The sequence below is a fragment of the Alkalihalobacterium chitinilyticum genome (assembly GCF_029028005.1).
In the GTDB taxonomy this organism is placed as follows: domain Bacteria; phylum Bacillota; class Bacilli; order Bacillales; family Bacillaceae_F; genus Alkalihalobacterium; species Alkalihalobacterium chitinilyticum.
Genome location: NZ_JAOTPO010000003.1, coordinates 232,080 through 256,369 on the forward strand (window position 1 = coordinate 232,080; position 24,290 = coordinate 256,369).

General features: G+C 37.7%; 28 protein-coding genes. All 28 read right to left on the bottom strand.

The window, feature by feature from the left end:
• Nucleotides 1–8: 8 nt before the first annotated feature.
• Nucleotides 9–1,076, bottom strand: a complete 1,068-nt coding sequence (locus N7Z68_RS06075) for a protein-glutamate methylesterase/protein-glutamine glutaminase (protein WP_275117575.1) — start codon at nt 1,074–1,076, stop codon at nt 9–11.
• A gap of 83 nt (nt 1,077–1,159) precedes the next feature.
• On the bottom strand, nt 1,160–2,026 hold the full coding sequence (locus N7Z68_RS06080) for a MinD/ParA family protein (RefSeq protein WP_275117576.1): 867 nt from the start codon (nt 2,024–2,026) through the stop codon (nt 1,160–1,162).
• On the bottom strand, nt 2,019–3,188 hold the full coding sequence (gene flhF / locus N7Z68_RS06085) for a flagellar biosynthesis GTPase FlhF (RefSeq protein WP_275117577.1): 1,170 nt from the start codon (nt 3,186–3,188) through the stop codon (nt 2,019–2,021). Before flhF ends, N7Z68_RS06080 begins: the two co-directional genes overlap by 8 nt.
• Complete coding sequence (gene flhA, locus N7Z68_RS06090; protein WP_275117578.1) at nt 3,185–5,227, bottom strand: flagellar biosynthesis protein FlhA; 2,043 nt, start codon at nt 5,225–5,227, stop codon at nt 3,185–3,187. The genes flhF and flhA overlap by 4 nt, the downstream gene beginning before the upstream one ends.
• A 34-nt stretch (nt 5,228–5,261) precedes the next feature.
• Complete coding sequence (gene flhB / locus N7Z68_RS06095) at nt 5,262–6,347, bottom strand: flagellar biosynthesis protein FlhB (RefSeq protein ID WP_275117579.1); 1,086 nt, start codon at nt 6,345–6,347, stop codon at nt 5,262–5,264.
• A gap of 3 nt (nt 6,348–6,350) precedes the next feature.
• Entirely contained in the window at nt 6,351–7,127 is a 777-nt protein-coding gene (fliR, locus tag N7Z68_RS06100; protein ID WP_275117580.1) for a flagellar biosynthetic protein FliR, read from the bottom strand.
• Nucleotides 7,127–7,396, bottom strand: a complete 270-nt coding sequence (fliQ, locus tag N7Z68_RS06105) for a flagellar biosynthesis protein FliQ (RefSeq protein ID WP_275117581.1) — start codon at nt 7,394–7,396, stop codon at nt 7,127–7,129. Before fliQ ends, fliR begins: the two co-directional genes overlap by 1 nt.
• Before the next feature lie 25 nt (nt 7,397–7,421).
• Nucleotides 7,422–8,078: a flagellar type III secretion system pore protein FliP gene (fliP, locus tag N7Z68_RS06110; RefSeq protein WP_275117582.1), complete on the bottom strand. Its 657-nt coding sequence runs from the start codon at nt 8,076–8,078 to the stop codon at nt 7,422–7,424.
• Complete coding sequence (locus tag N7Z68_RS06115) at nt 8,075–8,779, bottom strand: flagellar biosynthetic protein FliO (RefSeq protein ID WP_275117583.1); 705 nt, start codon at nt 8,777–8,779, stop codon at nt 8,075–8,077. The genes fliP and N7Z68_RS06115 overlap by 4 nt, the downstream gene beginning before the upstream one ends.
• Before the next feature lie 17 nt (nt 8,780–8,796).
• Entirely contained in the window at nt 8,797–9,159 is a 363-nt protein-coding gene (gene cheY, locus N7Z68_RS06120; protein WP_275117584.1) for a chemotaxis protein CheY, read from the bottom strand.
• A gap of 41 nt (nt 9,160–9,200) precedes the next feature.
• Nucleotides 9,201–10,448, bottom strand: coding sequence for a flagellar motor switch phosphatase FliY (gene fliY / locus N7Z68_RS06125; RefSeq protein WP_275117585.1), 1,248 nt, complete (start codon nt 10,446–10,448; stop codon nt 9,201–9,203).
• Complete coding sequence (gene fliM / locus N7Z68_RS06130; RefSeq protein WP_275117586.1) at nt 10,441–11,433, bottom strand: flagellar motor switch protein FliM; 993 nt, start codon at nt 11,431–11,433, stop codon at nt 10,441–10,443. Before fliM ends, fliY begins: the two co-directional genes overlap by 8 nt.
• 31 nt (nt 11,434–11,464) lie before the next feature.
• The gene (gene fliL / locus N7Z68_RS06135; RefSeq protein ID WP_275117587.1) at nt 11,465–11,896 is read right to left on the bottom strand and encodes a flagellar basal body-associated protein FliL; all 432 of its coding nucleotides are present in this window, start codon (nt 11,894–11,896) and stop codon (nt 11,465–11,467) included.
• Nucleotides 11,897–12,115 (bottom strand): flagellar FlbD family protein, encoded by a 219-nt coding sequence (locus N7Z68_RS06140; RefSeq protein WP_275117588.1) that lies wholly within the window; start codon nt 12,113–12,115, stop codon nt 11,897–11,899.
• A gap of 132 nt (nt 12,116–12,247) precedes the next feature.
• Complete coding sequence (locus N7Z68_RS06145) at nt 12,248–13,687, bottom strand: flagellar hook protein FlgE (protein ID WP_275117589.1); 1,440 nt, start codon at nt 13,685–13,687, stop codon at nt 12,248–12,250.
• Between the two features lie 80 nt (nt 13,688–13,767).
• On the bottom strand, nt 13,768–14,151 hold the full coding sequence (locus N7Z68_RS06150) for a TIGR02530 family flagellar biosynthesis protein (protein ID WP_275117590.1): 384 nt from the start codon (nt 14,149–14,151) through the stop codon (nt 13,768–13,770).
• A gap of 19 nt (nt 14,152–14,170) precedes the next feature.
• The gene (gene flgD, locus N7Z68_RS06155) at nt 14,171–14,617 is read right to left on the bottom strand and encodes a flagellar hook assembly protein FlgD (RefSeq protein WP_275117591.1); all 447 of its coding nucleotides are present in this window, start codon (nt 14,615–14,617) and stop codon (nt 14,171–14,173) included.
• A 9-nt stretch (nt 14,618–14,626) separates the two neighbouring features.
• Entirely contained in the window at nt 14,627–15,811 is a 1,185-nt protein-coding gene (locus N7Z68_RS06160; RefSeq protein WP_275117592.1) for a flagellar hook-length control protein FliK, read from the bottom strand.
• Between the two features lie 31 nt (nt 15,812–15,842).
• Nucleotides 15,843–16,409, bottom strand: coding sequence for a MotE family protein (locus N7Z68_RS06165; RefSeq protein ID WP_275117593.1), 567 nt, complete (start codon nt 16,407–16,409; stop codon nt 15,843–15,845).
• Between the two features lie 16 nt (nt 16,410–16,425).
• Nucleotides 16,426–16,863, bottom strand: coding sequence for a flagellar export protein FliJ (fliJ, locus tag N7Z68_RS06170; RefSeq protein ID WP_275117594.1), 438 nt, complete (start codon nt 16,861–16,863; stop codon nt 16,426–16,428).
• A 3-nt stretch (nt 16,864–16,866) separates the two neighbouring features.
• The gene (gene fliI, locus N7Z68_RS06175) at nt 16,867–18,183 is read right to left on the bottom strand and encodes a flagellar protein export ATPase FliI (RefSeq protein ID WP_275117595.1); all 1,317 of its coding nucleotides are present in this window, start codon (nt 18,181–18,183) and stop codon (nt 16,867–16,869) included.
• Complete coding sequence (gene fliH, locus N7Z68_RS06180) at nt 18,170–18,967, bottom strand: flagellar assembly protein FliH (RefSeq protein WP_275117596.1); 798 nt, start codon at nt 18,965–18,967, stop codon at nt 18,170–18,172. The genes fliI and fliH overlap by 14 nt, the downstream gene beginning before the upstream one ends.
• Complete coding sequence (gene fliG, locus N7Z68_RS06185) at nt 18,960–19,973, bottom strand: flagellar motor switch protein FliG (RefSeq protein ID WP_275117597.1); 1,014 nt, start codon at nt 19,971–19,973, stop codon at nt 18,960–18,962. Before fliG ends, fliH begins: the two co-directional genes overlap by 8 nt.
• A gap of 12 nt (nt 19,974–19,985) precedes the next feature.
• On the bottom strand, nt 19,986–21,566 hold the full coding sequence (gene fliF, locus N7Z68_RS06190; RefSeq protein ID WP_275117598.1) for a flagellar basal-body MS-ring/collar protein FliF: 1,581 nt from the start codon (nt 21,564–21,566) through the stop codon (nt 19,986–19,988).
• A gap of 234 nt (nt 21,567–21,800) precedes the next feature.
• Nucleotides 21,801–22,049: a flagellar hook-basal body complex protein FliE gene (gene fliE, locus N7Z68_RS06195; protein ID WP_275117801.1), complete on the bottom strand. Its 249-nt coding sequence runs from the start codon at nt 22,047–22,049 to the stop codon at nt 21,801–21,803.
• A 75-nt stretch (nt 22,050–22,124) separates the two neighbouring features.
• The gene (gene flgC / locus N7Z68_RS06200; protein WP_275117802.1) at nt 22,125–22,571 is read right to left on the bottom strand and encodes a flagellar basal body rod protein FlgC; all 447 of its coding nucleotides are present in this window, start codon (nt 22,569–22,571) and stop codon (nt 22,125–22,127) included.
• 8 nt (nt 22,572–22,579) lie between these two features.
• Nucleotides 22,580–22,981 carry a flagellar basal body rod protein FlgB gene (gene flgB / locus N7Z68_RS06205; protein ID WP_275117599.1) on the bottom strand — a complete coding sequence of 134 codons (402 nt, stop codon included), beginning with the start codon at nt 22,979–22,981 and terminating at the stop codon, nt 22,580–22,582.
• Between the two features lie 515 nt (nt 22,982–23,496).
• A complete protein-coding gene (gene codY, locus N7Z68_RS06210; protein ID WP_216827993.1) occupies nt 23,497–24,276 on the bottom strand; it encodes a GTP-sensing pleiotropic transcriptional regulator CodY in 780 nt (259 codons plus the stop codon).
• Nucleotides 24,277–24,290 lie beyond the last annotated feature (14 nt).

The window sequence follows — 24,290 nt, forward strand, 5'->3', positions numbered from 1 at the left end:
CTAGTGCATTAAACCAATTCCACGATTCGTTGGCCAATTTGCTGAAGGTGCACAATTTCATCAACTTGATTGGTTTTAATAGCTGAACGTGGCATACCGTAAACAATACATGAATCTTCTGATTCAGCAATTGAGTATGAGTCAACATGTTGTTTTAATCTCACTAATCCGTCTGAACCATCTGCACCCATCCCAGTCATGATGACCGACAAAATACTGTAGTTCGGTATGTCAGCCAATGACTCATACATCACATCAACAGAAGGCCGATGTCCTTTTCGAGGAGGCAATTGATTTAACTGTACGACCAATGCAGTCCCTATCTTTTTGACCGTTAAGTGGTAGCCCCCTGGTGCAATATAAGCGACACCGTTTTTGATGATTTCCCCATCTTCTGCTTCTTTCACTTCTATATGACATAATGTGTTTAAACGGTTGGCTAATGACTTTGTAAAGCCTGGCGGCATATGCTGCACAATTAAAATAGGTGCATTTAGAGAAGCAGGAAGTTTTGTCAGCACATGTTGTAATGCTTTCGGACCTCCCGTCGATGTCCCGATTGCAATTAATTTTTTCTGACTGCTTTTATTAAATTGACAATGAACTTCATGTCTTACATCTGCCCGTTTAATGCCACTCAATTTTTCAGTATTCTTAATAAAATTAGTAACTTGAGATTGAGATGCTAAAATAACCTTATTAATGATTTCATCTTTAATTTTGTGTAAGTCTAATGAAATTGACCCTGATGTTTTAGCAATAAAGTCAACAGCACCGTATTCCATCGCCAAGACTGTGTTTTGGGCACCCTCTAGTGTCGTACTACTTACCATAACAACCGGTATTGGACTCTCCTCCATAATCTTCTTCAGAGTACCAAGCCCGTCCAATATTGGCATTTCAACATCGAGCGTAATGACATCAGGCTTAATGATTTTTATTTTATCTAAAGCATCTTGACCGTTTCTTGCCGTTCCAATCACTTCAATTCTCTCATCCTGTTGTAGCAGGTCACTGATGACTTTTCTCATAAAGGCAGAATCATCGACGACTAATACGGTAATCTTTTCTTTCAAAATACCCCCCCTCACTTAAAACAACCTTTCCCCTATGCCCTCAAATCTGAATTTCAACCGATGCTCTTGCTTTAAAACACCAACTACTTCTTTATAAAAAAGCCCTTAAATCTTTGGACGAACGATTGAAAATGCCTGCTCTGTTGTCCAGTTGCTTGCTCACCTAAAAACACTTTAACCATTAATTCAACTGCTTTACTTGATTTAGCTTTTGGATCAAGGAGTAAAAAAGGCTTTTGAGATCTAACTGCTTTCGTTACTACTTTATCGTTGGGTATACTTCCAAGGTACGTTAGATCCTTTTGTAAGAACTGCTTTACAACCCTTTGAAAGTTTTGTGCAGTCACTTCCCCTTCTTTTTCTGTTTCCGTTCGATTGACAATTAGCGAGCAGTGTATCGTATCGTTTTTACTGTTAATATATTTAAGCATTGCGTAGGCGTCCGTAATCGAAGTCGGCTCAGGAGTTGTAACTAAAATAGCTTCATTTGACGAAAGAATAAATTGAATACTATCTTCTGAAACTCCTGCCCCCATATCAAAAAGAATATAATCAAAATGTGGCATTAGAGATTCAAGTTGTGTGACAAATCGTCCAAATTTCTGTTCATTCAATTTAAAAAGTTGGGTGAACCCAGACCCGCCTGAAACAAAAGAAACGTTTTCTGGCCCCTTCTCGATAATATCCCAAATCGTCAGTTCGTTTTCGATCATATCAACTATATTATACTTACTGGATACACCCATTAAGATATCGACATTAGCCATCCCGATATCTAAATCAAATAAGAGAACGCGCTTTCCGGCTTGTGACAACCCTAATGAAAAGTTTATTGAAAAGTTTGATTTTCCAACCCCGCCTTTTCCACTAACGATTGAGATCACTTTCGTATCTGATTGATCACCGTTGTTCTCCATTAATTTTCTTAATGTCTGTGCTTGGTCATTCATTTGTCTTTACCTCTAGTATAGAATTGACAATTTCTTTTGAACTACCTTCCATAATATCATCAGGTACATTTTGACCATGAGTAATATAAGCAACCCCGACTTTATTTTTTTCAACAAAAGTAAGCATCGTCCCGTAAAAAGATGTTTCATCCATCTTTGTAAAAATGACCTTATCGATAGGAATAAGAGAGAATTGTTTATAGATATCTTCCATATCTCTATATTTAGATGTGAGGGCAAGAACTAAATACGTTTCAACTTCGTCAGTAAAGTCAATGACTTTATGAAGTTCCTCCACATACAGCGGATTTCGAAAGTTACGTCCTGCACTGTCAACAAGTACGAGGTCATAGTGAGCAAATTGCTCCTTTGCTTTTTTAAAATCATCAATTGAATACGCTACTTCAAGTGGTATATTTAAAATTTTCGCGTACGTTTTCAATTGTTCAACGGCTGCTATCCGATATGTATCAGTCGTTATAAGAGCGACTTTTTTATGTTTTTTTAGTACACTATGCGCAGCAATTTTGGCGATCGTCGTTGTTTTCCCTACACCGGTCGGTCCAACAATATTGACAAATCGCTTTTCAAAAGAAATTCCACCCATAGGAATATCCTGTATAGCACCTAACAAAGACTCTTTTAACCATTGATGAACTTCTTCTTTATCTGGTCTGTCCGTTTCCCGCTCATACCATTTTTTTAATAAATACTTCATCGTTTTTAAACGCAGTGATTTTCCTATTTCTTGGTCTTCAAGCAGATCGTGTATCGATTGAAAAGGCTCGGGATATTCACGATCCGTTTCAGTAGTTTGCTTGTTCGTTATGGAAGACATTAATGTTTTAAGTTGTTCAATTTCTTTCAGCAACTTTTCTTGGTCGCGTTCAGAAGTATTTAACTTTTTTTCAGAGTGAAGGCCCCCTCGTAAATCAGGGCGCTCCTCACTCATAACGGTTTGCTTTTTGGGGGTAGGTCGTTTAATCGTTGGTGTTCGGTCAACCGCTGCAATCACTTCAATATTTTTTTTAGTGAAAAGCCCTAAAAATCCACCGGTAACGATTTCTCTGGAATTTAAAATAACTGCATCTTGACCAAGGTCTTCACGTATTTTTTTCATCGCTTCCGGCATCGTTTCAGCAATATATTTCTTTACTTTCAATCTATATTCACCACCCCAACACTTTGAACCTCTACTTCAGGTTCTAACTCGTTATACGATAATACAGGTACGTTTGGCATATATCGTTCTAGCAGTTGACGAACATACATCCTCACGGCAGGCGAGCATAAGATAACTGGAACCTGTCCCATTTGCGAAAGATGATCGACTTCTTGAGAAGCCATTTCAAGAATTTGTTGCGATTGATTAGGATCCATGGATAAGAAGTTCCCATGCTCTGTTTGTTGCACAGATTCAGCAATTCGCTTTTCTACTGCACCACTAAGAGTAACAACATAAAGAGGTTCTCCAGGTGTAGAGTATTGCTTTGAAATCTGTCTCGATAACCCTTGGCGAACATATTCCGTGATTAAGTCCATATCTTTTGACATCGGCCCGTAATCTGCTAAAACTTCAAAAATAATAGGCAAGTTTCGAATTGATACATTTTCACGCAACAGATTTGCCAGGACTTTTTGTATTTCACCAATTGCTAAAGGATTAGGTGTAACATCTTCTACAAGGGCAGGATACGATTCTTTTAAATGTTCTACGAGTTGTTTCGTCTCTTGTCTTCCAATTAACTCATGTGCGTGTCGCTTAACAACTTCCGTTAAGTGTGTAGAAACAACCGATGGAGGGTCAACGACTGTATAACCTGATAATTCAGCCTGTTCTTTCATATCTTCCCCAATCCACAAAGCTGGTAATCCAAAGGCAGGCTCAATCGTATCAATACCGATGATCGATTCATCCTCAATTCCCGGGCTCATGGCCATATAGTGATCAAGTAATAAATCACCTTTTGCAATTTCATTTCCTTTTATTTTAATGACATATTCATTAGGTTGCAGCTGAATATTATCTCTTATTCGAATGACAGGTACAATCATTCCAAGCTCTAAAGCAAGTTGACGTCTTATCATTACGACACGGTCAAGTAAGTCACCGCCTTGATTAGCATCTGCTAGTGGGATTAAACCATAGCCAAATTCAAATTCTATTGGATCAATCTGCAAGAGATTAACTACACTTTCCGGTGATTTTAAATCCTCATTACCTTCTTCCGTTTCATCTGATGCAGCTGCTTCTTCTTCAAGAGTTTTCTTTTGAGCTCTTGATAAGTACCAACCACCATAAACAAGTATGCCTGCAATTGGAAACGTGACATAAGGCGTTATTGGCGTAACCACTCCTAATAAGAAGATCGTTCCACCCGCTACATAAAGCATCATCGGATAAGCTAATAATTGTTTTGTAATATCGTGCCCTAAATTTCCTTCTGAGGTTGCACGAGTTACAACAATACCGGTTGCTGTTGAAATAAGCAGGGCAGGAATTTGGCTGACAAGGCCGTCACCGACCGTAAGTAAAGTAAACGTATTGGCAGCTTCTCCGAGTCCCATTCCTAATTGCGACATCCCGATTACTAGGCCAAAAATTAAATTAATAATAACGATAACAATACCTGCAATCGCATCACCTTTTACAAATTTACTAGCACCATCCATCGCTCCATAAAAGTCGGCTTCTTGTTCTATTTTCTGACGTCGTTCTTTTGCTTCAATGTCTGAAATCATCCCGGCATTTAGATCCGCATCAATACTCATTTGCTTACCAGGCATCGCGTCTAATGTAAATCGTGCTCCTACTTCAGATACACGCTCAGCTCCTTTTGTAATTACGAGAAACTGAATGATAATCAAGATAAGGAACACTACAAAACCGACAAGTGCATTTCCACCGACAACGAAGGATCCGAACGTCTCGATAACATTTCCAGCTTCAGCATTTCCTAGGATCGAACGCGTTGTTGAAACGTTTAACCCAAGCCGAAATAATGTAACTAAGAGTAATAATGTCGGAAATATTGAAAATTGAAGCGGCTCTCTCGTATTCATTGCTACTAAAATAATAACAAGAGCAAGAGAGATATTACATATGATGAGGACATCTAGCATTGCAGGCGGTAACGGTATAATTAACATGATTATGATTAAGATAACGCCTAGTAATACAGATAAATCTTTAATGGACAATGGGAACTCTCTCCTCTTCTTCCAACATTAACTACTAAACTTCTTTATTTTTTAGTCGATATACATAAGCGAGGACTTCAGCAACAGCTTTAAACAAATCCTCAGGAACTATATCTCCAATTTTAGCCTGTGCATACAAAGCACGAGCCAAAGGTTTATTTTCAACGATAATAATATCGTGATTTTTCGCAATTGAGCGGATCTTAAAAGCAACATAATCGACACCTTTTGCTACTACAACAGGGGCATCCATTTTCTCCCCATCGTACTTTAATACTACAGCATAGTGAGTCGGGTTCGTAATGACAACATCAGCTTTTGGAATTTCTTGCATCATCCTAGACATCGCCATTTCCATTTGTTTTTGCTTTCGTTTGGACTTAACTTTTGGGTCACCTTCCATGTTTTTATGCTCATCTTTAATGTCTTTTTTAGACATTCTAATTTGCTTTTCATGGTCATATTTTTGGTATAGATAATCAGGTATCGACAAAATTAATAAAAGAAAGGCTACTACGATTCCCATGATGACTGTTAATTGGGCAATTTGATAAAATCCATCAGCAACAGACTTTTGAGATAAGATCATAACTGAATCAAGGGTAATCCATAAGATTGCAAAAACGACCATTCCTACAAATGAAATCTTCAATAATGATTTTAAAAGTTCAACGATAGCTCTTACCGAAAAAATTCTCTTAAATCCTTTTATTGGATCTAATTTAGATAACTTAGGTTTAATCGCTTCAGGTGCAAATAATGGACCCACTTGTAAGTAACTGCTAAAAACACCTGCTATTAAAGCCACAAGCATGATTGGCAATAACACAGTAGCAGACGTTACAGTGACTTCATTTAAAACCATTTGTAGGTTTACTTCAGTTAAATCCAGCAACATGTAATTTTGGAAGGTGTGTATTAGCATCGCTAACAAATAATCGCCAACCATATGCCCAATGAACCACAGAAATAAAAAGACGAGTAACATTATAATTGCCGTGTTTACATCTGTACTTTTTGCTACTTGACCTTTTTTACGGCTGTCTTGACGTTTTTTCGGTGTTGCTTTTTCCGTTTTTTCTTCTGCAAAGAACTGTAGATTTAATTGGATGTAAGGCACCTGCTAGACACCTCCAAGTAATTGCATGAGCGTTCTCATCGTTAAGATAATCGTTTCAAATAACTGCTGAACAATTAAATAAAACACACTTAGGAAAAGCATTAATAATGGCAAGCCCACTAAAATTTTTAGCGGCATCCCAACGACAAATACGTTCATTTGCGGGACTGACCGTGAAATCATCCCTAAAGCAACATCAACCAAAAACAAAGAACCGACAATCGGGAACGCCATCTGGAATGCAATAATAAACATTTTATTGAAGGTCACAAAAATAAACTCAATCACATTCTCATTGCCAAGCGGTAAAAACACTTGGTCTAATGGAATAAATTGATAACTATAAAAAACTCCATCTATTAACAAGTGATGCGCGTCTGTTACTAAAAGTAATAGGAGCGCAAATGTATATAAATATCCTCCAATTAAGGGTGATTGTGCTCCTGTTGCAGGATCGACAACATTAGCAATCATAAAGCCCATTTTTATATCGATAAATGCCCCAGCTACTTGAATCGAATATATTAAGATCATCGCAACTAGACCGATCAGTAAACCAACTAATACCTCTTTTATAATGAGAAGAAAGTAAGTTTCATCAACCGGGATCTCTTGCACATCAATCGTAAAAAACATAATCCATGCTAAATATACAGCAAGTCCAACTTTCACTGTATTAGGAATCGTTCGATGAGAAAAGATCGGTAATACTGTGAAAAAGGCTAGTACTCTAATAAATACTAATAAAAAAGCTGGTATAAAATTCACCCAATCTAACATTACCCAACAACCCGATGTAAATTATTAAAAATCTGATACGTAAACTCAAGTAATTGAGATAACATCCACGGGCCAAAAAAGACTAACGCGACGAACACTCCAACTATTTTAGGGATAAAAGCTAACGTTTGTTCTTGAATTTGCGTAGTCGCCTGAAAAATACTCACAAGCAACCCTAAAGATAATGCAATTAATAGCAGTGGGCCAGATACCATTAAAACCGTCCATACTCCACTTTCAGCCAACGAAATGACTTGTTCAGCATTCAACTTATTCACCTACTTTTTAATTGGGCTAACTGAAGCTTAGTAATAATGATTTTACAATTAGATGCCAACCATCAACCATAACGAATAGTAAAATCTTAAATGGTAAGGCAATCATGACTGGAGGTAACATCATCATACCCATTGCCATCAAGACACTCGCAACAATCATATCGATTACCAAGAATGGTACAAATATAAAGAAACCAATTTGAAAAGCCGTTTTTATCTCACTTATAGCAAATGCGGGAACTAATGCCGTCAGCGGTATATCATCAAGCGTCTCGGGTTTATCCATCCCTGCATAGCCCATAAAAAGAGCGAGGTCTTTTTCTCGCGTATGCTTTGCCATAAATTCCTTCATTGGTGTAACAGCTCGATCAAATGCTTCTTCCTGGTCGATCTCTCCTGCTAAAAGCGGTGAAAGTGCTTGGTCGTTCACTTCTGCAAATACAGGTGCCATTATAAAGAATGTCATAAAAAGTGCTAATCCAATGATTACTTGGTTGGGCGGCATCTGCTGTGTAGCTAATCCGGTTCTAACAAACGATAAAACTATTACAATTCTAGTAAAACAGGTCATTAAAATGAGAATACTAGGTGCAAGTGACAGAACGGTTAGTAGTATTAGAATTTGTATAGTAGTTGATAAATCATCATTAAATGTCGGTAAAAATTCTGTCATTTTTTATGCTCCTTCATCGCCTCGCGGATTTGTTGTTGCGATTTAGAAACATCTTGTAACTGTTTATCTAACAGCTCACTGAAATCGAGCGTTTTTTTCGTATTTTCTTGATTTTTCTTTGTTACTAGTTGGTTAATCCATGTTGAAGCTTTTGTTAATGGCTCTTCAAGTCGGTCAAACTCACTTTGATGTTGCTCCATAATTTTAGCGACCTCAGTCTCGTCATCTATTTCTTTAATTAGTTGTATCGTCTCCCCTACACCTACGACGAGAATACGATCTCCTAATTTAATCATTTGAAGCGAGCGATTAGCTCCTAATGGAACACCGCCAATACTTTGAAGAGTTTGATGGTCCCTAAAAGAGCGAGTTCGCTTACCAACAAATCGAAGCATGATATATATCAATGCGATAACGACCGCTAATGCTGCGATCATCTGCATGAACAACATAAAAAAGCTTGTTCCACTATCAAAAGGTGTTTCAGCTGTTTCTAATACAGAATTATCTTCAGTTGTAACTGGTTCTGATTCTGTTACTGTAGTTGGTTTTCCTTGCTCATCATTCTGAGCAGGATTATTGGCTGGTAATGAGTCAAATACTGAGCCAGTTCCATTTTCTTCAGCTAGAACTGGCCCGGTAAAGTTTATAGTTAAAATGAAGACGAAACTTATAACAATTGAAAGATAGTTACGGTACAAGGGGCTGTCACCCTTTCTTAACCTAATGTCTTTTTAATTGCCTCTAACACACGGTCTGCCTGAAACGGTTTTACGATAAAGTCTTTTGCTCCTGCTTGAATCGCGTCAATAACCATCGCTTGTTGTCCCATAGCCGAACACATGATTACTTTTGCGTTAGGGTCAATTTGTTTAATTTCTTTTAAAGAAGTAATTCCATCCATTTCTGGCATTGTAATGTCCATCGTCACCAAATCAGGTGATAATTCTTTAAACTTTTCTACAGCCTGTGCTCCATCCGCCGCTTCTCCGACGACCTCAAAACCATTCTTCGTTAAAATATCTTTAATCATCATTCTCATAAACGCTGCATCATCTACAATCAATATTCTTCCTGACATATTCGTTCATCCCTTTCTACTCATGTAAAATTCGTTCAAAGTTAACGGAGGTTTTTAATACGTTCTTGCTGACTTACAATATCTGTCACACGTACACCGAAGTTCTCATCGATAACAACAACTTCGCCTTTAGCAATCAGTTTTTGATTAACTAATATATCAACCGGTTCACCTGCTAACTTATCTAACTCAATAATCGATCCTTGACTAAATTCTAAGATCTCTTTAATAGAACGCTTCGTTCGTCCGAGCTCTACAGTAACTTGTAAAGGAATGTCTAATAACATATTTAAATTACTTGATTCGTTCTGCGTAAGATGTGGCGGCTCAAAACTTGAGAAAGCAGCGGGCTGAACATCGACTTGACGTTGTTGAAACTGCGTTCCTAAATGTTGCTGTCCTCTTTGTTCATATTGTGGTTGTTCATATTGAGCAACCGGCTGTTCATACCTTGGTTGTTGCACTTCTTGATGTACTGGTTGTTGTATTGGTTGTGGTTCAGGTGTATGCTGAACAGGTTCTTGAACAACAGCACCGTGACTAGGTGGTGCTTCATGTTGTGGTTGTGCTTCTGGTTCTGGTGATGGATTCATTAGTTCGTCGACTAATTGCTTAGCAAAAGAAACGGTGACAAGTTGCATAATTGAAGAATCAATTAATTCGCCAATTTTCAATCGGAACGATATTCTAGCTAAAATATAATCACTTGGAATACTGTCCATTCCTTCTTCTCTAGGAATATCCATTAAATCAATACCTGGAGGGGATATATCCACTCTTTTATTGAAAATAGTCGACATTGAAGTAGAAGCAGAGCCCATCATCTGATTCATTGCCTCTTGGACGGCACTAATTTGCATTTCACCTAAGTCACTAGACGGATTTAAACCGTCGCCACCAAGCATTAAATCAGCGATTATGGCAGCATCTGTTGTTTTAATTACTAACAAATTCATACCTTCAAAGCCTTCAGTATATTGAACAGATACAGCCACGTGAGGTTGTGGAAAAGCATCTTCCAACTGATCTCTATTAATTACAGACACTTTTGGTGTTGTAATATCAACTTTTTGATTAAGTAGTGTAGATAACGCCGTTGCAGCACTTCCAAAAGAAATATTGCCAATTTCACCTAATGCGTCTTGTTCAACAGGAGATAAAAAATCTTCTACTCTTAGAGTATCAGGGTTATTCACCTCTTCTTCTGAGGTTTGGTCATCATCGTCGTCGATCCCAACTCCCTTTAAGAGTTCATTTATCTCCTCTTGGGAAAGCATATCGTCATTCATTCTCTAGTGCCTCCTCCATAACCTCTGTTATTTGTATTGCCATTTGATTTTTGGACTTTCCTGGTTGAGCTTTATATTTCTGCTCGCCGCCAACAGTCACTAACAGAGACTCATTAATATTTTGATCTAGTTCAATTACATCGCCTGTATTAAGTTGTAAAAATTCTTGAATGGTAATTTCCGATCGTCCAAGCTCTGCTTGGATAAGTAAAGGTGCTTTACGTACAGTAGCTTCTAGCGCTTCAACCTCACCAGGTTCACGTTGTTTTTTCTTCGTTTGCATCCAATAGTGAACGGATAACTTTGGAAGAATTTCTTCTAAAGTCACGTGTGGTAAGCATAAGTTGATCATTCCAGAAGTTTCACCAATTGTAGTAGATAGTGAAATGACAACGACCGTTTCGTTCGGTGAAACCATTTGTAAAAACTGCGGATTGACTTCCATGTCCTCCATGACTGGATCTAATTCCACAACAGAAGTCCATGCTTCTGTAAAGCTTTCTAACGTCCGTTGAAACAATTGTGACATAATTCGAGTTTCAATCTCAGTTAAATTATCAATTTTATTTACCGCAACCCCTTTACCGCCTAATAACCGGTCTAACATCGTATAAGCAATATTCGGATTTACTTCCATTAAAAATCGACCATCTAATGGATACGGTTCAAATACATTTAAAATCGTCATTTTTGGTATCGATCGTATAAATTCCTCATACGGTAATTGGTCTACTGAAGCAACTGATATTTGGACAAATGTCCGTAACTGAGCAGAAAAAAAGGTAGTTAATAACCTTGCGAAGTTCTCGTGAATTCTCGATAAACTTCTGATTTGATCTTTCGAGAAGCGTAAAGCTCTTTTAAAATCATAAACTTTTACCTTTTTTTCTGTTTCCTCTTTCAACAGTTCATCAGCATCCATTTCCCCAGTAGATAATGCGGATAGTAACGCATCAATCTCACCTTGTGACAAAATGTCGGCCAAGAGCCTCACCTCTCAAACAATTACATACGTTTTATTGGATTATCAGTCGTCGTGTGTAAATATCGACAACCATTCCTTCTGTCATTAATTCATTAATTTTAAACTTGAGCTGGGTTTCTAAATCTGTAATCCCCTCAGAACCAGAAAGTTCGGTGGATTTCATCCCAGCCAATTCACGGATAATAATGTTTTCAATTTGAAAATCACGTTTCGAAATTTCCGATAATGCCCTTCTATTATCCACATGAATTTTAAATTGCACTTTTGCAAATTCATTACTTAACAGCATTGTTGTTAATTCCGGAGTATCATATGAATGTGCAATGATTTCATCAATCGTTGGTTCTCCAGAGGCCGCTTCATCCTTTGATAAATAGTTGATAAGTACTAATGTGACAACTCCAATTAATGTAAGGGAAACGAGGAGAATAATCATGATATTTACTAATTTATTTTTGAACAATCAAGAGCCCTCCGCATCCTGTTTACTATAAATTGAAGCTAGTCCAATCGTTCGATATAGTTCATTTGTCTTAAGCTTAACATCGTTAATCGACTCACGCACTACTATCTTTTTTCCATTGACAAGCGTAATGGTCGTATCTGGAAAAGCCTCAACCTGCTCAATTAAAAACGCATTTAATAAGAATGTACTATTATTCAATCTTGTTAACTCAATCATCGTTATATTTGAAGGCTGGTACTTAAGTAGTACTCCTTACTAAATGGTTCATCACACCAGCCTTCATCCTCCTAATTAGTGATTACTTTATGGCAATGAAGTTAACTATTTCTTGTGTTAAGAAAAGTTTGATTAACGTTTCAAGTTAACGAGTTCTTGTAAAATTTCATCTGAAGTTGTAATAATTCTCGTATTTGCCTGGAAACCACGTTGGGCAACAATCATTTCCGTGAATTCTTCTGAAATATCAACGTTAGACATTTCTAATGTACTCCCCATGAGTAATCCGCGACCTTCCCCAGGAGTTCCTATGTTCGGCTGGCCTGAGTTATTTGATGCTTGGTACGTATTACTTCCTGATTTCGTTAAGCCTCCAGGGTTATTAAATGTAGCAAGTGCAAGCTGACCAAGAAGCTGTACACGACCGTTAGAAAAGACTCCAATAATTTCACCAGATTGTCCAATATTAAAACTGTCTAAAAATCCGTCGATGTTTCCAGTGACTTGGTTAACATCAGCTGTATTCGATCCTGAGAACTGGGTAAACTGAGAAAAATCAAAAGTTAGTTGAAGCGGTTCCGCTCCATTAAAGTCTCCAGCACCAAGTGGTTGCGTATTTAAGTTCAATGTTAGATTGACTTCTTTCATCGAGTTGTTGTTAACTGCATTGGGATCGTCTTGGATAACATAACCATTAGCACCAAATTTAATAAGATCATCAGTTTGTCCAGGGAATGGCGTATTAGCACTCGTTAATCTCTCGTATGTGTAGAACAACTGACCAGTCATTGGATCTTTGTTGTGCTCCCTTGTAGCAAGATCAATAGATGGTCTCACAATTCCTACTGTCCAATTCCCAGTTGAATCCTTTTGATAAGCCAACTTTACATTGTGAGTAGCACCTAGTGAATCTACAACTTGATGAGTAATCATAAATCCGCTTTTCATGGCATTATTGATTTGTTGTTGCGTTAGCTGGTTTGCTCCATTTACTAATGCTGTTCCCCCATTCGCACTGCCAACAGGAGGTACATCTGCATTAAAATTCCCTTTATACGTAATATTCGTTGTCGCTTCTGGAGCCATTTGACTTCCAGCTTGAATTTGCAGTGGTTGGACTTGAGTGTAGTCTATTTGATCTGTTGTACCTGCTTGTAACCCATACCCGAGTACTCTTAGACCATCACCATTAACAAGGGTGCCATTTTGATCTAAATAGAAGTTCCCAGCTCGTGTATAAGAGTTTAAATTCCCATTATTCACCACAAAAAATCCATCACCTGAAACCGCAACATCTAGAGACCGCCCCGTCGATTGCATACTACCTTGTGTATGAATCGTATCAATCGTCGCAATTGTTCCCCCAAGTCCTACTTGCATTGGGTTTGTTCCACCACGGTTATCTGTAGGTGTACTAGCACCACGTATTTGTTGACTCATAATATCTTGAAACGTCGTACGGCCTTTTTTATATCCAAATGTATTTACATTAGCAATATTATTTCCAATTACATCTAACTTTGTTTGAAAGTTTTTTAAACCACCTATACTGGAATACATTGATCGTAGCATGTATATTTCCCCTTCATTTTCATAGTTCGTTGGTTGCTTCCGTCATTCCACAACCGTAGGCTTCCATTTCGGTCCAGCCTTTAATCGATTAGAATCGTTCCATTGATATTCGTAAATATTTGTGCACTCGCTTCGGTTCGGTCAAGTGCCGTAATAACAGTGTTGTTATTGGCGTTCACCACAAGTGCTGCATGATTTAAAACGACTAATGAATCGCTTATACCTTTAGACTTAGCTTCTCTCAACTTATGTTCAATTGCGGTCCATTGGTCTTGATTGATGGATATTCCTCGATCTTGCATTCGCTTTTCAGCATGTTTACTAAGTTTAATTCCATTGGAACTGTTGATCTCAGTTTGTAAAATGTCGTGGAAATTACCTTGCCCAGTTGGCATTATCGTTTTTTTGGGATATGTTGTCTTAGGCAGCGGTCTTAGTTTTTGTGAATATATATGAGGTTCCATCACTTCACCTCCTCATTACTTACTCTTTTCCACTTGAACTAATTTGTTTAATTTGATCTACTAAGATCCAATTTCCATTATCTAGTTGAACAGAAACATCTCCATCGCGCAAACGCACAGATTTCACCGTATTTGTTTCTAGGTCTCGATCAGATAGAGAACCTTCACGTTGCCATTGAACTTCTTTGCCGATCAAATGACTATTTTGAATGAGTTTATTATCTGTTTGTGAGGTAATAAATTTTTCAAGCGTTCTATTCATGTTGGTCATTTGCTCTAAAGATGAAAATTGCGCCATTTGAGAAATAAATTCACGGTCGTCCATTGGATTTGTGGGATCTTGGTTTTGTAACTGGGTAATTAATATTTTTAAAAAATCATCTTTTCCTAGTGCCCCTTGACCTGTTTTTTTCACATCACGAGCTCGGTTGTCATAAAAAAGACTCGGGTCTACTGTATTATTCATACTCAACACCTAAACTTTCTCATTTATCGTAATTTCTTCTAGTAATTGTGAGAACGATTCATTTTCTCTTTCATTATCTTCTGATTGTTGTTCATCTTGATCTCGCTCAGCTTGTCTTCCTTGACCATCTTTGTTTAGGTTGCCTGCTGACTGTTGTTGCTGCTGAGTGACTTCAATGCGTTCTACATTAAGTTGTTGTTGTGAAAAGGCTTGTCTTAACTGCTGGATTTGAGACTCTATTAATTCTCTTGCCGTACTTGTACTTGCTAGAATACGTGCAGTAATTACACCATTAATTTGAGATAACTGAATATCAAGTCGTCCTAGATGTTGTGGAAATAGTTTAATAGATAATTGTGAGCCATTATTTAGATTTTTTAATACTCCACGACCAAGGATTTCTTGGAATTGACGGACAAATTGACGCTGTTCAGCTTCCTTTGTCGGTTGTTCACCAATATGTACTACTAATTGCTGAACACGAGACATATTCTGTCCATCCGTATTAATATTAATGCCTTGCTGACCTTCAGTTGATCGCTCTCCAACCCCTATTCTTTGCATCAATGACTGAAGGATTTGATTTTGATTGATTCGTTGGTCTTCTTTTTGAAGAGCTTGAATTAATTGGCGCATTATATCTTTTGGATCTTTCACATCAAGTGTATTTACACTGTCTCCTACTTTTAATAACTGCTCTAAGTGTTTCATAAATTGATTTATATCTTTAGTTTGAGCTGATGTATGTGGATCAGATAAAGATCGTTTTAGAGCAACTAAGAAAGTTAACATTGCAGCTGGGTTATTTAAAGTATCTCCAGACTGTAATAGAGCTTCAATCGGCAGTTTACTTTGAAAGATTTTCTCGATTTCTAATTGAAGTTCTTCTGGTAACAAAGCTAATAATTGTTGGACATCCGAATCATCAAGTTTTTCTTCTGTTAGAAAACCGTCTTCAAACGGTAGTGCTTCTACTAACTCTTTGATTAACGACAATAGTTGCTCATCGTTTACCCTTTCTTTATCAGCTACGTTTTCGGTTGTCCTTAACCCTGTCCCAGCTGATGTTTCCCCAGAAAAACTACTGCTAAGTAGCTTAGAAAAAGTGGAGTTACTACTTGATAAGTTCTTAGATGTAGCAGGGCCGTTTCCAGTATTTGATTGACTTGGACCTATTACTCCTGCGATGTTCATGTATTCACCTCCTTTCAAGTCATATCTCAATCTATTGGTTAGCTAAACGCGACATTATTTCTGCGGCTTTCTCCGGGTCCATTTTAGCTAATATTCCAGCTCTAGATTGTGTAGAGATTTGTGAGATGTGAAGAAGAGCTTCAGATGTAGGGAGTTCAGACAAAATATTGGCTGCATTCTTCGTAGACATTGCTTCATATGTCTTAGCAATCTCCTTTAAATCATGTCTAACTTCTGCAACTGCTTCTTCTTGTGATACGACTTGTTCCTCTAGAAACGTTGCTTCGTTTTGCAGTTGAAGTAATTCTTCATCTTTTTGTGTAAGCTGTTGTTCTAATTGTTCAATTCGATTTTGTTGAGAAGTAATTGTTTCCTGTAATTCATCGATGTTGATTTGGTTCTCTTCATCTTCTTCAACGTCATCGATGATATATTCTCCTATAATAGGGAGATTTCCACCGATTTCTTTCGCCTTATCCTTTATGTCAACTCCAAGGAAGATAAGAATGACTGCAAACAAAATAATGGCAAACAGGGTTGGGATAAAAATCACAAAGAAGAACCATTGAATTTTACTATACTCTTTCTCATTACTCATAAGCTTCACCTTATTTTTAGCGGTTTACATATAGTTGTAAAGATATTTCATCCATCCGCATATTATCGAGTCTCTTTTGTTCTTCGATATATTCTCCATGCTTGATTTCTTTCATCTTTTCATATTTCTTTAACTCAATAGAGGCGTCAACAAGCTCTTCCTGTTTTTGAAACATTTGATTTCGAGCTAAATTGGTTGACTGTTGTTGTCTTTCAATATCAACATTTAACCTCATTAAGATTGTTTGATGTTGTTGCAGTTGGTGAATAGGAATACCTTCATTCATTTGTTGTTCGCATCTAGCTTCTAAGTCTTCTTTTTTCTTTAAAAGATCATATAGTCTAGTTGCCGTCTCCTCAAATTGCTTTGTCGCCTTGCTATATTCGTTCTCGACATTTTGTTTTTCTCGCTCTTTAATTTCAAGAACTTTCTGAAGAGTATAACGGAATGACATACCCTATTCACCTCCTCCGAATTGTTGTTGTAACATCGTTACTGCTTCATCTAAATGACTTGGTTCGTTAATTCCTTGTTTCAAAAAAGAAATAATATTTGGAAATGCTTGAATGGCTAAATCAATATCTCTTGATGAGCCTCGCTTATAAGCACCGATATTAATTAAATCTTCTGATTCATAGTACGTTGACAGCATTGCTCTTAACCGTTCTGCAGCAACGCGATGCTGTTGTGGTACGATATCATGCATGACACGACTAACACTTTTCAAGACATTTATCGCTGGAAATTGACCTTTGTTCGCCAGTTTTCGATCTAACACGAAGTGTCCATCTAAAATACCTCGAACCGCATCTGAAATCGGTTCATTTAAGTCATCGCCGTCCACTAGTACAGTATAAAATGCAGTAATAGATCCATTTTGACTTGTACCCGAACGCTCTAAGAGACGAGGAAGCATCGCAAAAACCGATGGTGTGTAACCTTTGGTCGTTGGCGGTTCTCCAACCGCTAAACCAATTTCCCGCTGTGCCATAGCAAAACGAGTAACCGAGTCCATCATTAAATTAACGTTCATTCCTTGGTTACGGAAATATTCGGCTATTGCAGTGGCTGTCATTGCTCCTTTCACTCTCATTAAAGCTGGTTGATCGGAGGTAGCAACAACTAATATGCTTTTCTTAAGTCCGTCTTCACCCAAATCACGCTCAATAAAATCCTTTACTTCTCGTCCACGTTCTCCAATTAAAGCAATGACATTTAAATCTGCATCGGAGTTTTTTATAATCATCGATAACAGTGTACTTTTACCAACTCCACTACCTGCAAAAATCCCAATTCTTTGGCCCTTTCCAACCGTTAATAAACTGTCTATCGAACGTATACCAATACTCATTGGTTCGGTTATCCTCGGTCGCTCTAAAGGATTTGGGGGTGCATTGTCTGTTGGAAAAGATGACAAGCCATCCGGTAATTTTGAACGATCAAGTGGTTGTCCGCATCCGTCAATCACTTTCCCGATTAATCCTAATCCCGCCTTGATTTCTAAAGGGTATCGAGTCGCTTCAACAAGGCTGCCTGGTGATATTTCACCCGTACCAGTAATCGGCATTAGTAGAACATTCTCATCGCGAAACCCTACTACTTCAGCCATGACCTTTGATGTTTGACTTTTGCCAATATGGATATAACATAAGTCTCCAATCGATGCTTGAGGGCCTTTAGACTCAATCATTAAACCAACAACCCTTGTTACTTTCCCGTACCATTTGTAAGGATTGAGGTGGGGAACAACATTAATGAGATCACGAGCTTCCATGCTTACCCTCCTTCAATTTTTCAAGAAGTACATGTTTTAGTTCAGTAAGTTGACTATCTACACTAGCATCAATTCGCCCAAACGGGGTTTCGATAATGCAACCATGTTCTTTTAACTGAGGGTCAGGGTAAATGTAGAGTTGCTCAGAATGACTGAGTAAGGTAACTAACTCATTTTTATGTTGAAGTGTTCGTTCGTACCAATCAGGGTGTACATATACTTTTACTTCATCCTGCTCTCTAACCTCAAGGATTGCCTTTTGGACAAGGCTAGTCCAAGCTTCGCTATTTTGATTAAAAGTAGTATTAATTAATTTTTGCGAGATGGCAAACGCTAGTTCAATAATTGTTGGTTGAGCTTGTTCTATAACTTCAGCGTAATCCTCTTTTGAAGCTTGAATAATATTCGCAGCTTGAACAAGTGCATTCTCATATTGAAGCCTTCCAGCCTCGAGACCTTGCTGATAACCATCTTCATACCCTTGTTGCTTTGCTTCTTGCTTCAATTGTTCGAGTTCGTTGTATACGCATTGCTGTTCTTGTTCCAGCTGTTCACGAATAGCTTTTGCATTGTTTTCAGCTTCTTGGATCACTTGTTGAGCCTGATACTGGCTTTGTTCTAGCAGCAACTTCGCTTGTTCTTCAACTTGTGTGTGTATATCTTCCTCAGCTTCAGTTGTCGAAATTTCCTCATCCAAACATAAAGGCTTTATTTTTTTTACGGAAATTGTTTTAGTCCCGATGGGTTCTGGTCTCGCATAGGAAGACTTGATAATTTTAGACAATAATATCATCTCCTCCGCCACGTGCGATAACTATCTCTCCAGCTTCTTCTAGTCGACGAATGACTGCGACAATACGAGACTGAGCTTCTTCGACATCACGTAAACGAACAGGACCCATAAACTCCATTTCTTCTTTAAATGTATCAGCCATACGCTGTGACATATTTGTAAAAACAATTTCTTTGACTTCATCACTTGCCACTTTAAGTGATAGCTGTAGGTCTTCATTTTCAACATCTCGTATAACCCTTTGAATTGATCGGTTATCCAGAGTAACGATATCTTCAAAGACGAACATTCTCTTTTTAATTTCCTCCGCCAATTCTGGATCTTGGATTTCTAGAGCATCAAGAATTGTTCGTTCAGTACTTCGATCTACACTATTTAAAACTTCAACAACAGCCTCAATACCACCAGCAGCTGTATAGTCTTGTGTAACGGTTGCTGATAGTTTTTGTTCTAAGATGCTTTCTACTTCATTTACGATTTCCGGTGATGTACTGTCCATAAGAGCGATTCGCTTAGCTACATCCGCTTGAACTTCCTGGGGTAGTTCAGATAAAATCTGTGCTGCTTGAACAGATTCTAAATAAGACAGGATAAGAGCAATCGTTTGCGGATGCTCATTTTGTATAAAGTTCAAGATTTGCGATGGGTCTGCTTTTCTAGCAAAATCGAACGGTCGCACTTGCAAGGTCGAAGTTAAGCGATTAATAATTTCCATCGCTTCAGCTTCTCCCAGCGCTTTCTCGAGGACACTTTTTGCGTACCCAATACCACCTTGTGAGATGTAATCTTGTGCCATAGCTAGTTGATGAAACTGTTCAAGGATTTCTTCTTTTAATGAACTATCTACTTTTCTCACATTTGCAATTTCTAACGTTAATTTCTCTATTTCCTCTTCCGTTAAATGTTTATATACCTGTGCTGATACATCGGGTCCAAGAGAAATGAGGAGGGTAGCAGCTTTTTGACGTCCTGTTAAGCTTCCTTTTTTTGCACTCATTCAATCACCCTCCTAGTCATCTGATAGCCATGTTCTAACGAGTTTAGCAAATTCATCTGGTTTTTCTCTTGCCATTCTCTCAAGCTGTTTTCGTTTAGTAGCTGAAGCGCTGTCTTCCTCATTTGGTATATCCGGTATTTCTTCAGTAATTGGCTCTAAAAATGCTTCTTCTTCCTCTTCATTTCTCTTTTTCTTTTTCATTAACAAGAAGATTAATAGAATAATAATTCCAACTAATAACCCGCCAACAACATATAACCATGTTGGTACAGTTTGTTCAGGCATTTGTGGAACATCCACTTTTCCTCTAAACTGCTGCGCAGACACAAAAATTTTATCGTTAATGTCTTCTGGGGTTAGTTCACTAGCTAAATTCCCATCTATACTTGTACGGACAATCGTACTTAATATTTGTTGAATATCATTTAATCGTTCAATTGGCAGTTCATCTTGTCCTTCAGGCGGCTCAACCATGACCTGAATGCCTAAATCACGAATTTTATATGGACTTTCAACAATTTCACGGCGAATTCGGTTCACATCATTATTCACACGTTCTTCAATTTTCTCATATGATCCACCGCCTGCACCTACTACACCTGGGTACCCAGGAATAGCCTCTCCAGTACCTGCGACCCCGCCTTCTGGAATCTCATCACCTTCATACGTTTCAGTGATTCGCTCAATACTAACCGCTAAACCTTCCATGTTTTCTTCATCCACTGGTGCAACAAGGTCTTCTTGGCGGTTTTCTTGTGTGAAATCAATATCTGTTGTTACAGAAACTAATACACTATCTCTACCCATCATCGTACCTAACATTTGTGTAAGTTGACGTTGTAAATCTCTTTCGATGTCTTGTTTAATTTTCCGCTGATGTTCATATGCAGTCATCGTAGAAAAATCTTGAGAATTTTCATCCTTATACTCAAAATGCTCAAACATTTGGTTCATGATGACGATATTCTCTATAGGTAGATTTGGAACACTCTTGGATACTAGATGAAACAACGCACGCACTTGACTCGGTTCTAGAGTGTAACCAGGAGCGGTATTAATAACAATTGATGCTGATGCCGTCATTAGTTCATCAGAAACCCAAATTCTTTCTTCTGGTAAAGTAATCATGACATTAGCACCATTTACGCCATCAATATTTCTAATTAAATTTCCTAGCTCAGTTTGTACTGCAGCTCTTTCCATTAAAGAGAATTCATTATCTGTGATACCAATGCCCATACGATCTCTAAAGAAACCGTAATCGATACTGCCGCTTCTTGGAATTCCTTCGGCAGCTAGCTCCACTTTCAATGTATCAACCATCGTCTCAGGAACGCTAATCGTCGTCCCATTAGCTGATATCTCAGATGCAATTCCTCTAGCATCAAGAGTTTCTTTTATTTGTCCAGTTTCTTGTACAGATAAATTACTATATAAAGGCACAAAACTTGATCTTGTTCCAAAAATAGTTAATAATATAATCATAGTGATTAACATTAAAATAGAGCCGATAAAAATACCCTTTTGAGCACTTGTTCGCTCTTTCCAGAAGTTAATACTTTTTTCTTTATATTCTACTAGCTTATCGTTCATGAGCCCTCCCACCTATGCGACAATTACCATCATTGCAGTTTTCAGTTTTCCTATAGTTAGAATAAGTTCAATAAAAAGAACAAAAAGATCCGAGACATTAACGGCAAAAGTAGGTAATAGCTTACCTTACATAAGTATGGAAGTGAGTACCCTTAACTTATGACACTTTGCAGTAAGAGCCAGGCTATAACAATAGAAACCTTCCAAAACATATACTCGGACTTTTTGCAATTTTTAAACTTGCATGCGCATGATTTCTTGATAAGCTTCAATTACTTTGTTACGCACTTCTACAGTAGCTTGTAATGTAATACTCGCTTTTTGTCCTAAAATCATGACTTCATGAAGGTTTTCAGCTTCGCCGCGAGCAAGCCTTAACGTCGCCTCTGATGATTGACTTTGCATATGATTTACGTTTTTAATAGCGTCACTAAGGGCTACCTTAAACTGATTTTGCGCTTCAGCTGGAGTTCTTTTAATCATTTGTGTTTCAAGCGGCTGTCGTTGCACAGCAAAAGGGGTAGTAATCTTATTGAGTTCCATTTATATTATCCATCCTTATCTACCAATTTCTAAAGCTTTCATTAGCATGTTTTTCGTTGCGTTTAGTGTAGTTACATTGGCTTCGTATGAACGTGTTGCACTCATTAAATCTACCATTTCTCTTAAAGGATCGACATTGGGCAGTTTAACATAACCTTCCGCATCCGCATCTGGATGCTCAGGTTGATACATCAATTTAAAAGGTGTTCGATCTTCAATAATTCGCGAAACCTTAACACCTTCACCCGGATGATTCGATTGATTCATAGCTTTGTTTAAGTACGAAGAGAAGTTTTGTTGATTAGGTTGCATGACCACCATTTTTCTCCTGTAAGGCTGCCATTCTCCATCCACAAAATTTGCTCGTGTCGTTTCAGCATTTGCCATATTCGCAGAAATAACATCCATCCTCAACCTTTGTGCTGTTAATGAAGATGCTGAAATATTAAATCCATTAAATATCGTCACGTTTACTTCCCACCTTTAATGACAGTTTGAAGACTATTAAAACGTCCGTTCATTCGGTCAATTAATGCATTATAGTAGATTTGATTTTGCGCGAGGTCGGCCATTTCTTTATCAATATCTACGTTGTTTAAATTGTGATTGTACATTGTGTTATCCACCCTAGTAATAAAGGCTCCTCTCTGTTTACCTGTGCTAAAATTCACATGACGTTCGTCCGTTCTCTTAGCATCAAAGGATTTTGTCGAAATAGCTTGATCTAATGTATGTTTGAAGTTCACATTTTTCGTTTTATAATTCGGTGTATCAACATTGGCAATGTTTTGTGAAATTGCTCTTTGCCTTAAGGCTGAACCATCTATCGCCCTTTCAAGCGTGCTAAAAGCGGGACTTGAAAACAAATTCATTTTTAGTCGCTCCTTGTCATTTTTCCTCGATTATTGCCTAATCCTGCTAGTAAATTGTAATCGATCTTATACTAAATGTCTAATAATCATTTGAACTCTAGGTGAAATTAACCAAAAAGACCTACATGAAAATTGATACTAAAGTCTTACAACTCCACTTAATCATCTGAAAATCCGTCGAATTGTGTAACACTATGTATATTATAATATAATTTCAATAAAAAAAAAGAGATTTTCAGTTTCCTTTTAATGTATTTACAGTATTGTCAATTAGGCTTATAGCACTATTCACTAATATTTGGAATAATTTGTTGATTTTGATCGAAGTACTATTTCACATTCGATTAACATTAACATCTTCAAAGTTCGACGCTATGGCATATATGTACACACCAAAAATAAAAAGAGGTCAACTCGTTTTGAGCCGGACCTCTTTTACATAAATACACTAACTAGATTAATGCGTTATGGTCATGAAGGAGCGTACAGCTTGTGAGTAACCTCTTTACTTCTAATTATCCTTGTTTAATCTTATCTAACTCGGCCAGAAACTTATCGTTTAGAACTTTAATATAGGTCCCTTTCATTCCTAGTGAACGAGATTCAATTACACCCGCACTCTCTAGCTTACGAAGCGCGTTTACAATAACCGAGCGCGTTATACCAACACGGTCAGCGATTTTACTCGCTACGAGTAGACCTTCTTTTCCTTCTAGTTCTTCAAAGATGTGTTCAACAGCTTCTAATTCACTGTAAGACAATGAACTGATTGCCATCTGAACAACAGCTTTACTACGTGCTTCCTCTTCGATTTCTTGTGTTTTTTCATGAAGGATTTCCATACCAACTACAGTAGCACCGTATTCAGCAAGAATTAAGTCATCATTATCGAATGATTTATTTAATCTTGCGAGTACTAGAGTTCCTAGTCTTTGTCCCCCGCCTAGAATTGGAACAATCGTTGTTAAACCAGAGCCAAACAGATCTTTGTTTTCTACCGGAAACGCTGTATATTCACTCTCAATATCAAGGTTTGCGCTCGTTTCCTCAATTCTAAAAAGGTTAGTTGTATATTCTTCCGGAAACTGTCGCTCTTCTAACATTTTTTTCATTCTTTCATTTTCAATTTCTTGCTTAATAGAAAAACCTAGTAATTTACCGCGACGACTTAATACAAAAATATTTGCTTCAATTACATCGCGTAAAGTTTCTGCCATATCTTTGAAGTTTACGTGTTGTCCTCCAGACTTTTGCAGCATCTCGTTAATCTTTCTAGTTCTAGTTAGTAAATCCATTCCCTTTTCCTCCT

What these genes read in the sequence shown, in the direction of transcription:
- cheY (WP_275117584.1), bottom strand. Translation starts at nt 9,159, where the DNA reads ATGTCAGGAAGAATATTGATTGTAGATGATGCAGCGTTTATGAGAATG.
- N7Z68_RS06080 (WP_275117576.1), bottom strand. Translation starts at nt 2,026, where the DNA reads ATGAATGACCAAGCACAGACATTAAGAAAATTAATGGAGAACAACGGT.
- N7Z68_RS06145 (WP_275117589.1), bottom strand. Translation starts at nt 13,687, where the DNA reads ATGCTACGATCAATGTATTCCAGTATAGGTGGTTTAAAAAACTTTCAA.
- N7Z68_RS06160 (WP_275117592.1), bottom strand. Translation starts at nt 15,811, where the DNA reads ATGAACATCGCAGGAGTAATAGGTCCAAGTCAATCAAATACTGGAAAC.
- N7Z68_RS06140 (WP_275117588.1), bottom strand. Translation starts at nt 12,115, where the DNA reads ATGATTGAGTTAACAAGATTGAATAATAGTACATTCTTATTAAATGCG.
- fliG (WP_275117597.1), bottom strand. Translation starts at nt 19,973, where the DNA reads ATGAGTGCAAAAAAAGGAAGCTTAACAGGACGTCAAAAAGCTGCTACC.
- N7Z68_RS06165 (WP_275117593.1), bottom strand. Translation starts at nt 16,409, where the DNA reads ATGAGTAATGAGAAAGAGTATAGTAAAATTCAATGGTTCTTCTTTGTG.
- codY (WP_216827993.1), bottom strand. Translation starts at nt 24,276, where the DNA reads ATGGATTTACTAACTAGAACTAGAAAGATTAACGAGATGCTGCAAAAG.
- fliJ (WP_275117594.1), bottom strand. Translation starts at nt 16,863, where the DNA reads ATGTCATTCCGTTATACTCTTCAGAAAGTTCTTGAAATTAAAGAGCGA.
- fliR (WP_275117580.1), bottom strand. Translation starts at nt 7,127, where the DNA reads ATGTTAGATTGGGTGAATTTTATACCAGCTTTTTTATTAGTATTTATT.
- fliF (WP_275117598.1), bottom strand. Translation starts at nt 21,566, where the DNA reads ATGAACGATAAGCTAGTAGAATATAAAGAAAAAAGTATTAACTTCTGG.
- N7Z68_RS06150 (WP_275117590.1), bottom strand. Translation starts at nt 14,151, where the DNA reads ATGGAACCTCATATATATTCACAAAAACTAAGACCGCTGCCTAAGACA.
- flgB (WP_275117599.1), bottom strand. Translation starts at nt 22,981, where the DNA reads ATGAATTTGTTTTCAAGTCCCGCTTTTAGCACGCTTGAAAGGGCGATA.
- flgD (WP_275117591.1), bottom strand. Translation starts at nt 14,617, where the DNA reads ATGAATAATACAGTAGACCCGAGTCTTTTTTATGACAACCGAGCTCGT.
- fliP (WP_275117582.1), bottom strand. Translation starts at nt 8,078, where the DNA reads ATGACAGAATTTTTACCGACATTTAATGATGATTTATCAACTACTATA.
- fliE (WP_275117801.1), bottom strand. Translation starts at nt 22,049, where the DNA reads ATGATTAAAAGAACTCCAGCTGAAGCGCAAAATCAGTTTAAGGTAGCC.
- fliY (WP_275117585.1), bottom strand. Translation starts at nt 10,448, where the DNA reads ATGAATGACGATATGCTTTCCCAAGAGGAGATAAATGAACTCTTAAAG.
- fliI (WP_275117595.1), bottom strand. Translation starts at nt 18,183, where the DNA reads ATGGAAGCTCGTGATCTCATTAATGTTGTTCCCCACCTCAATCCTTAC.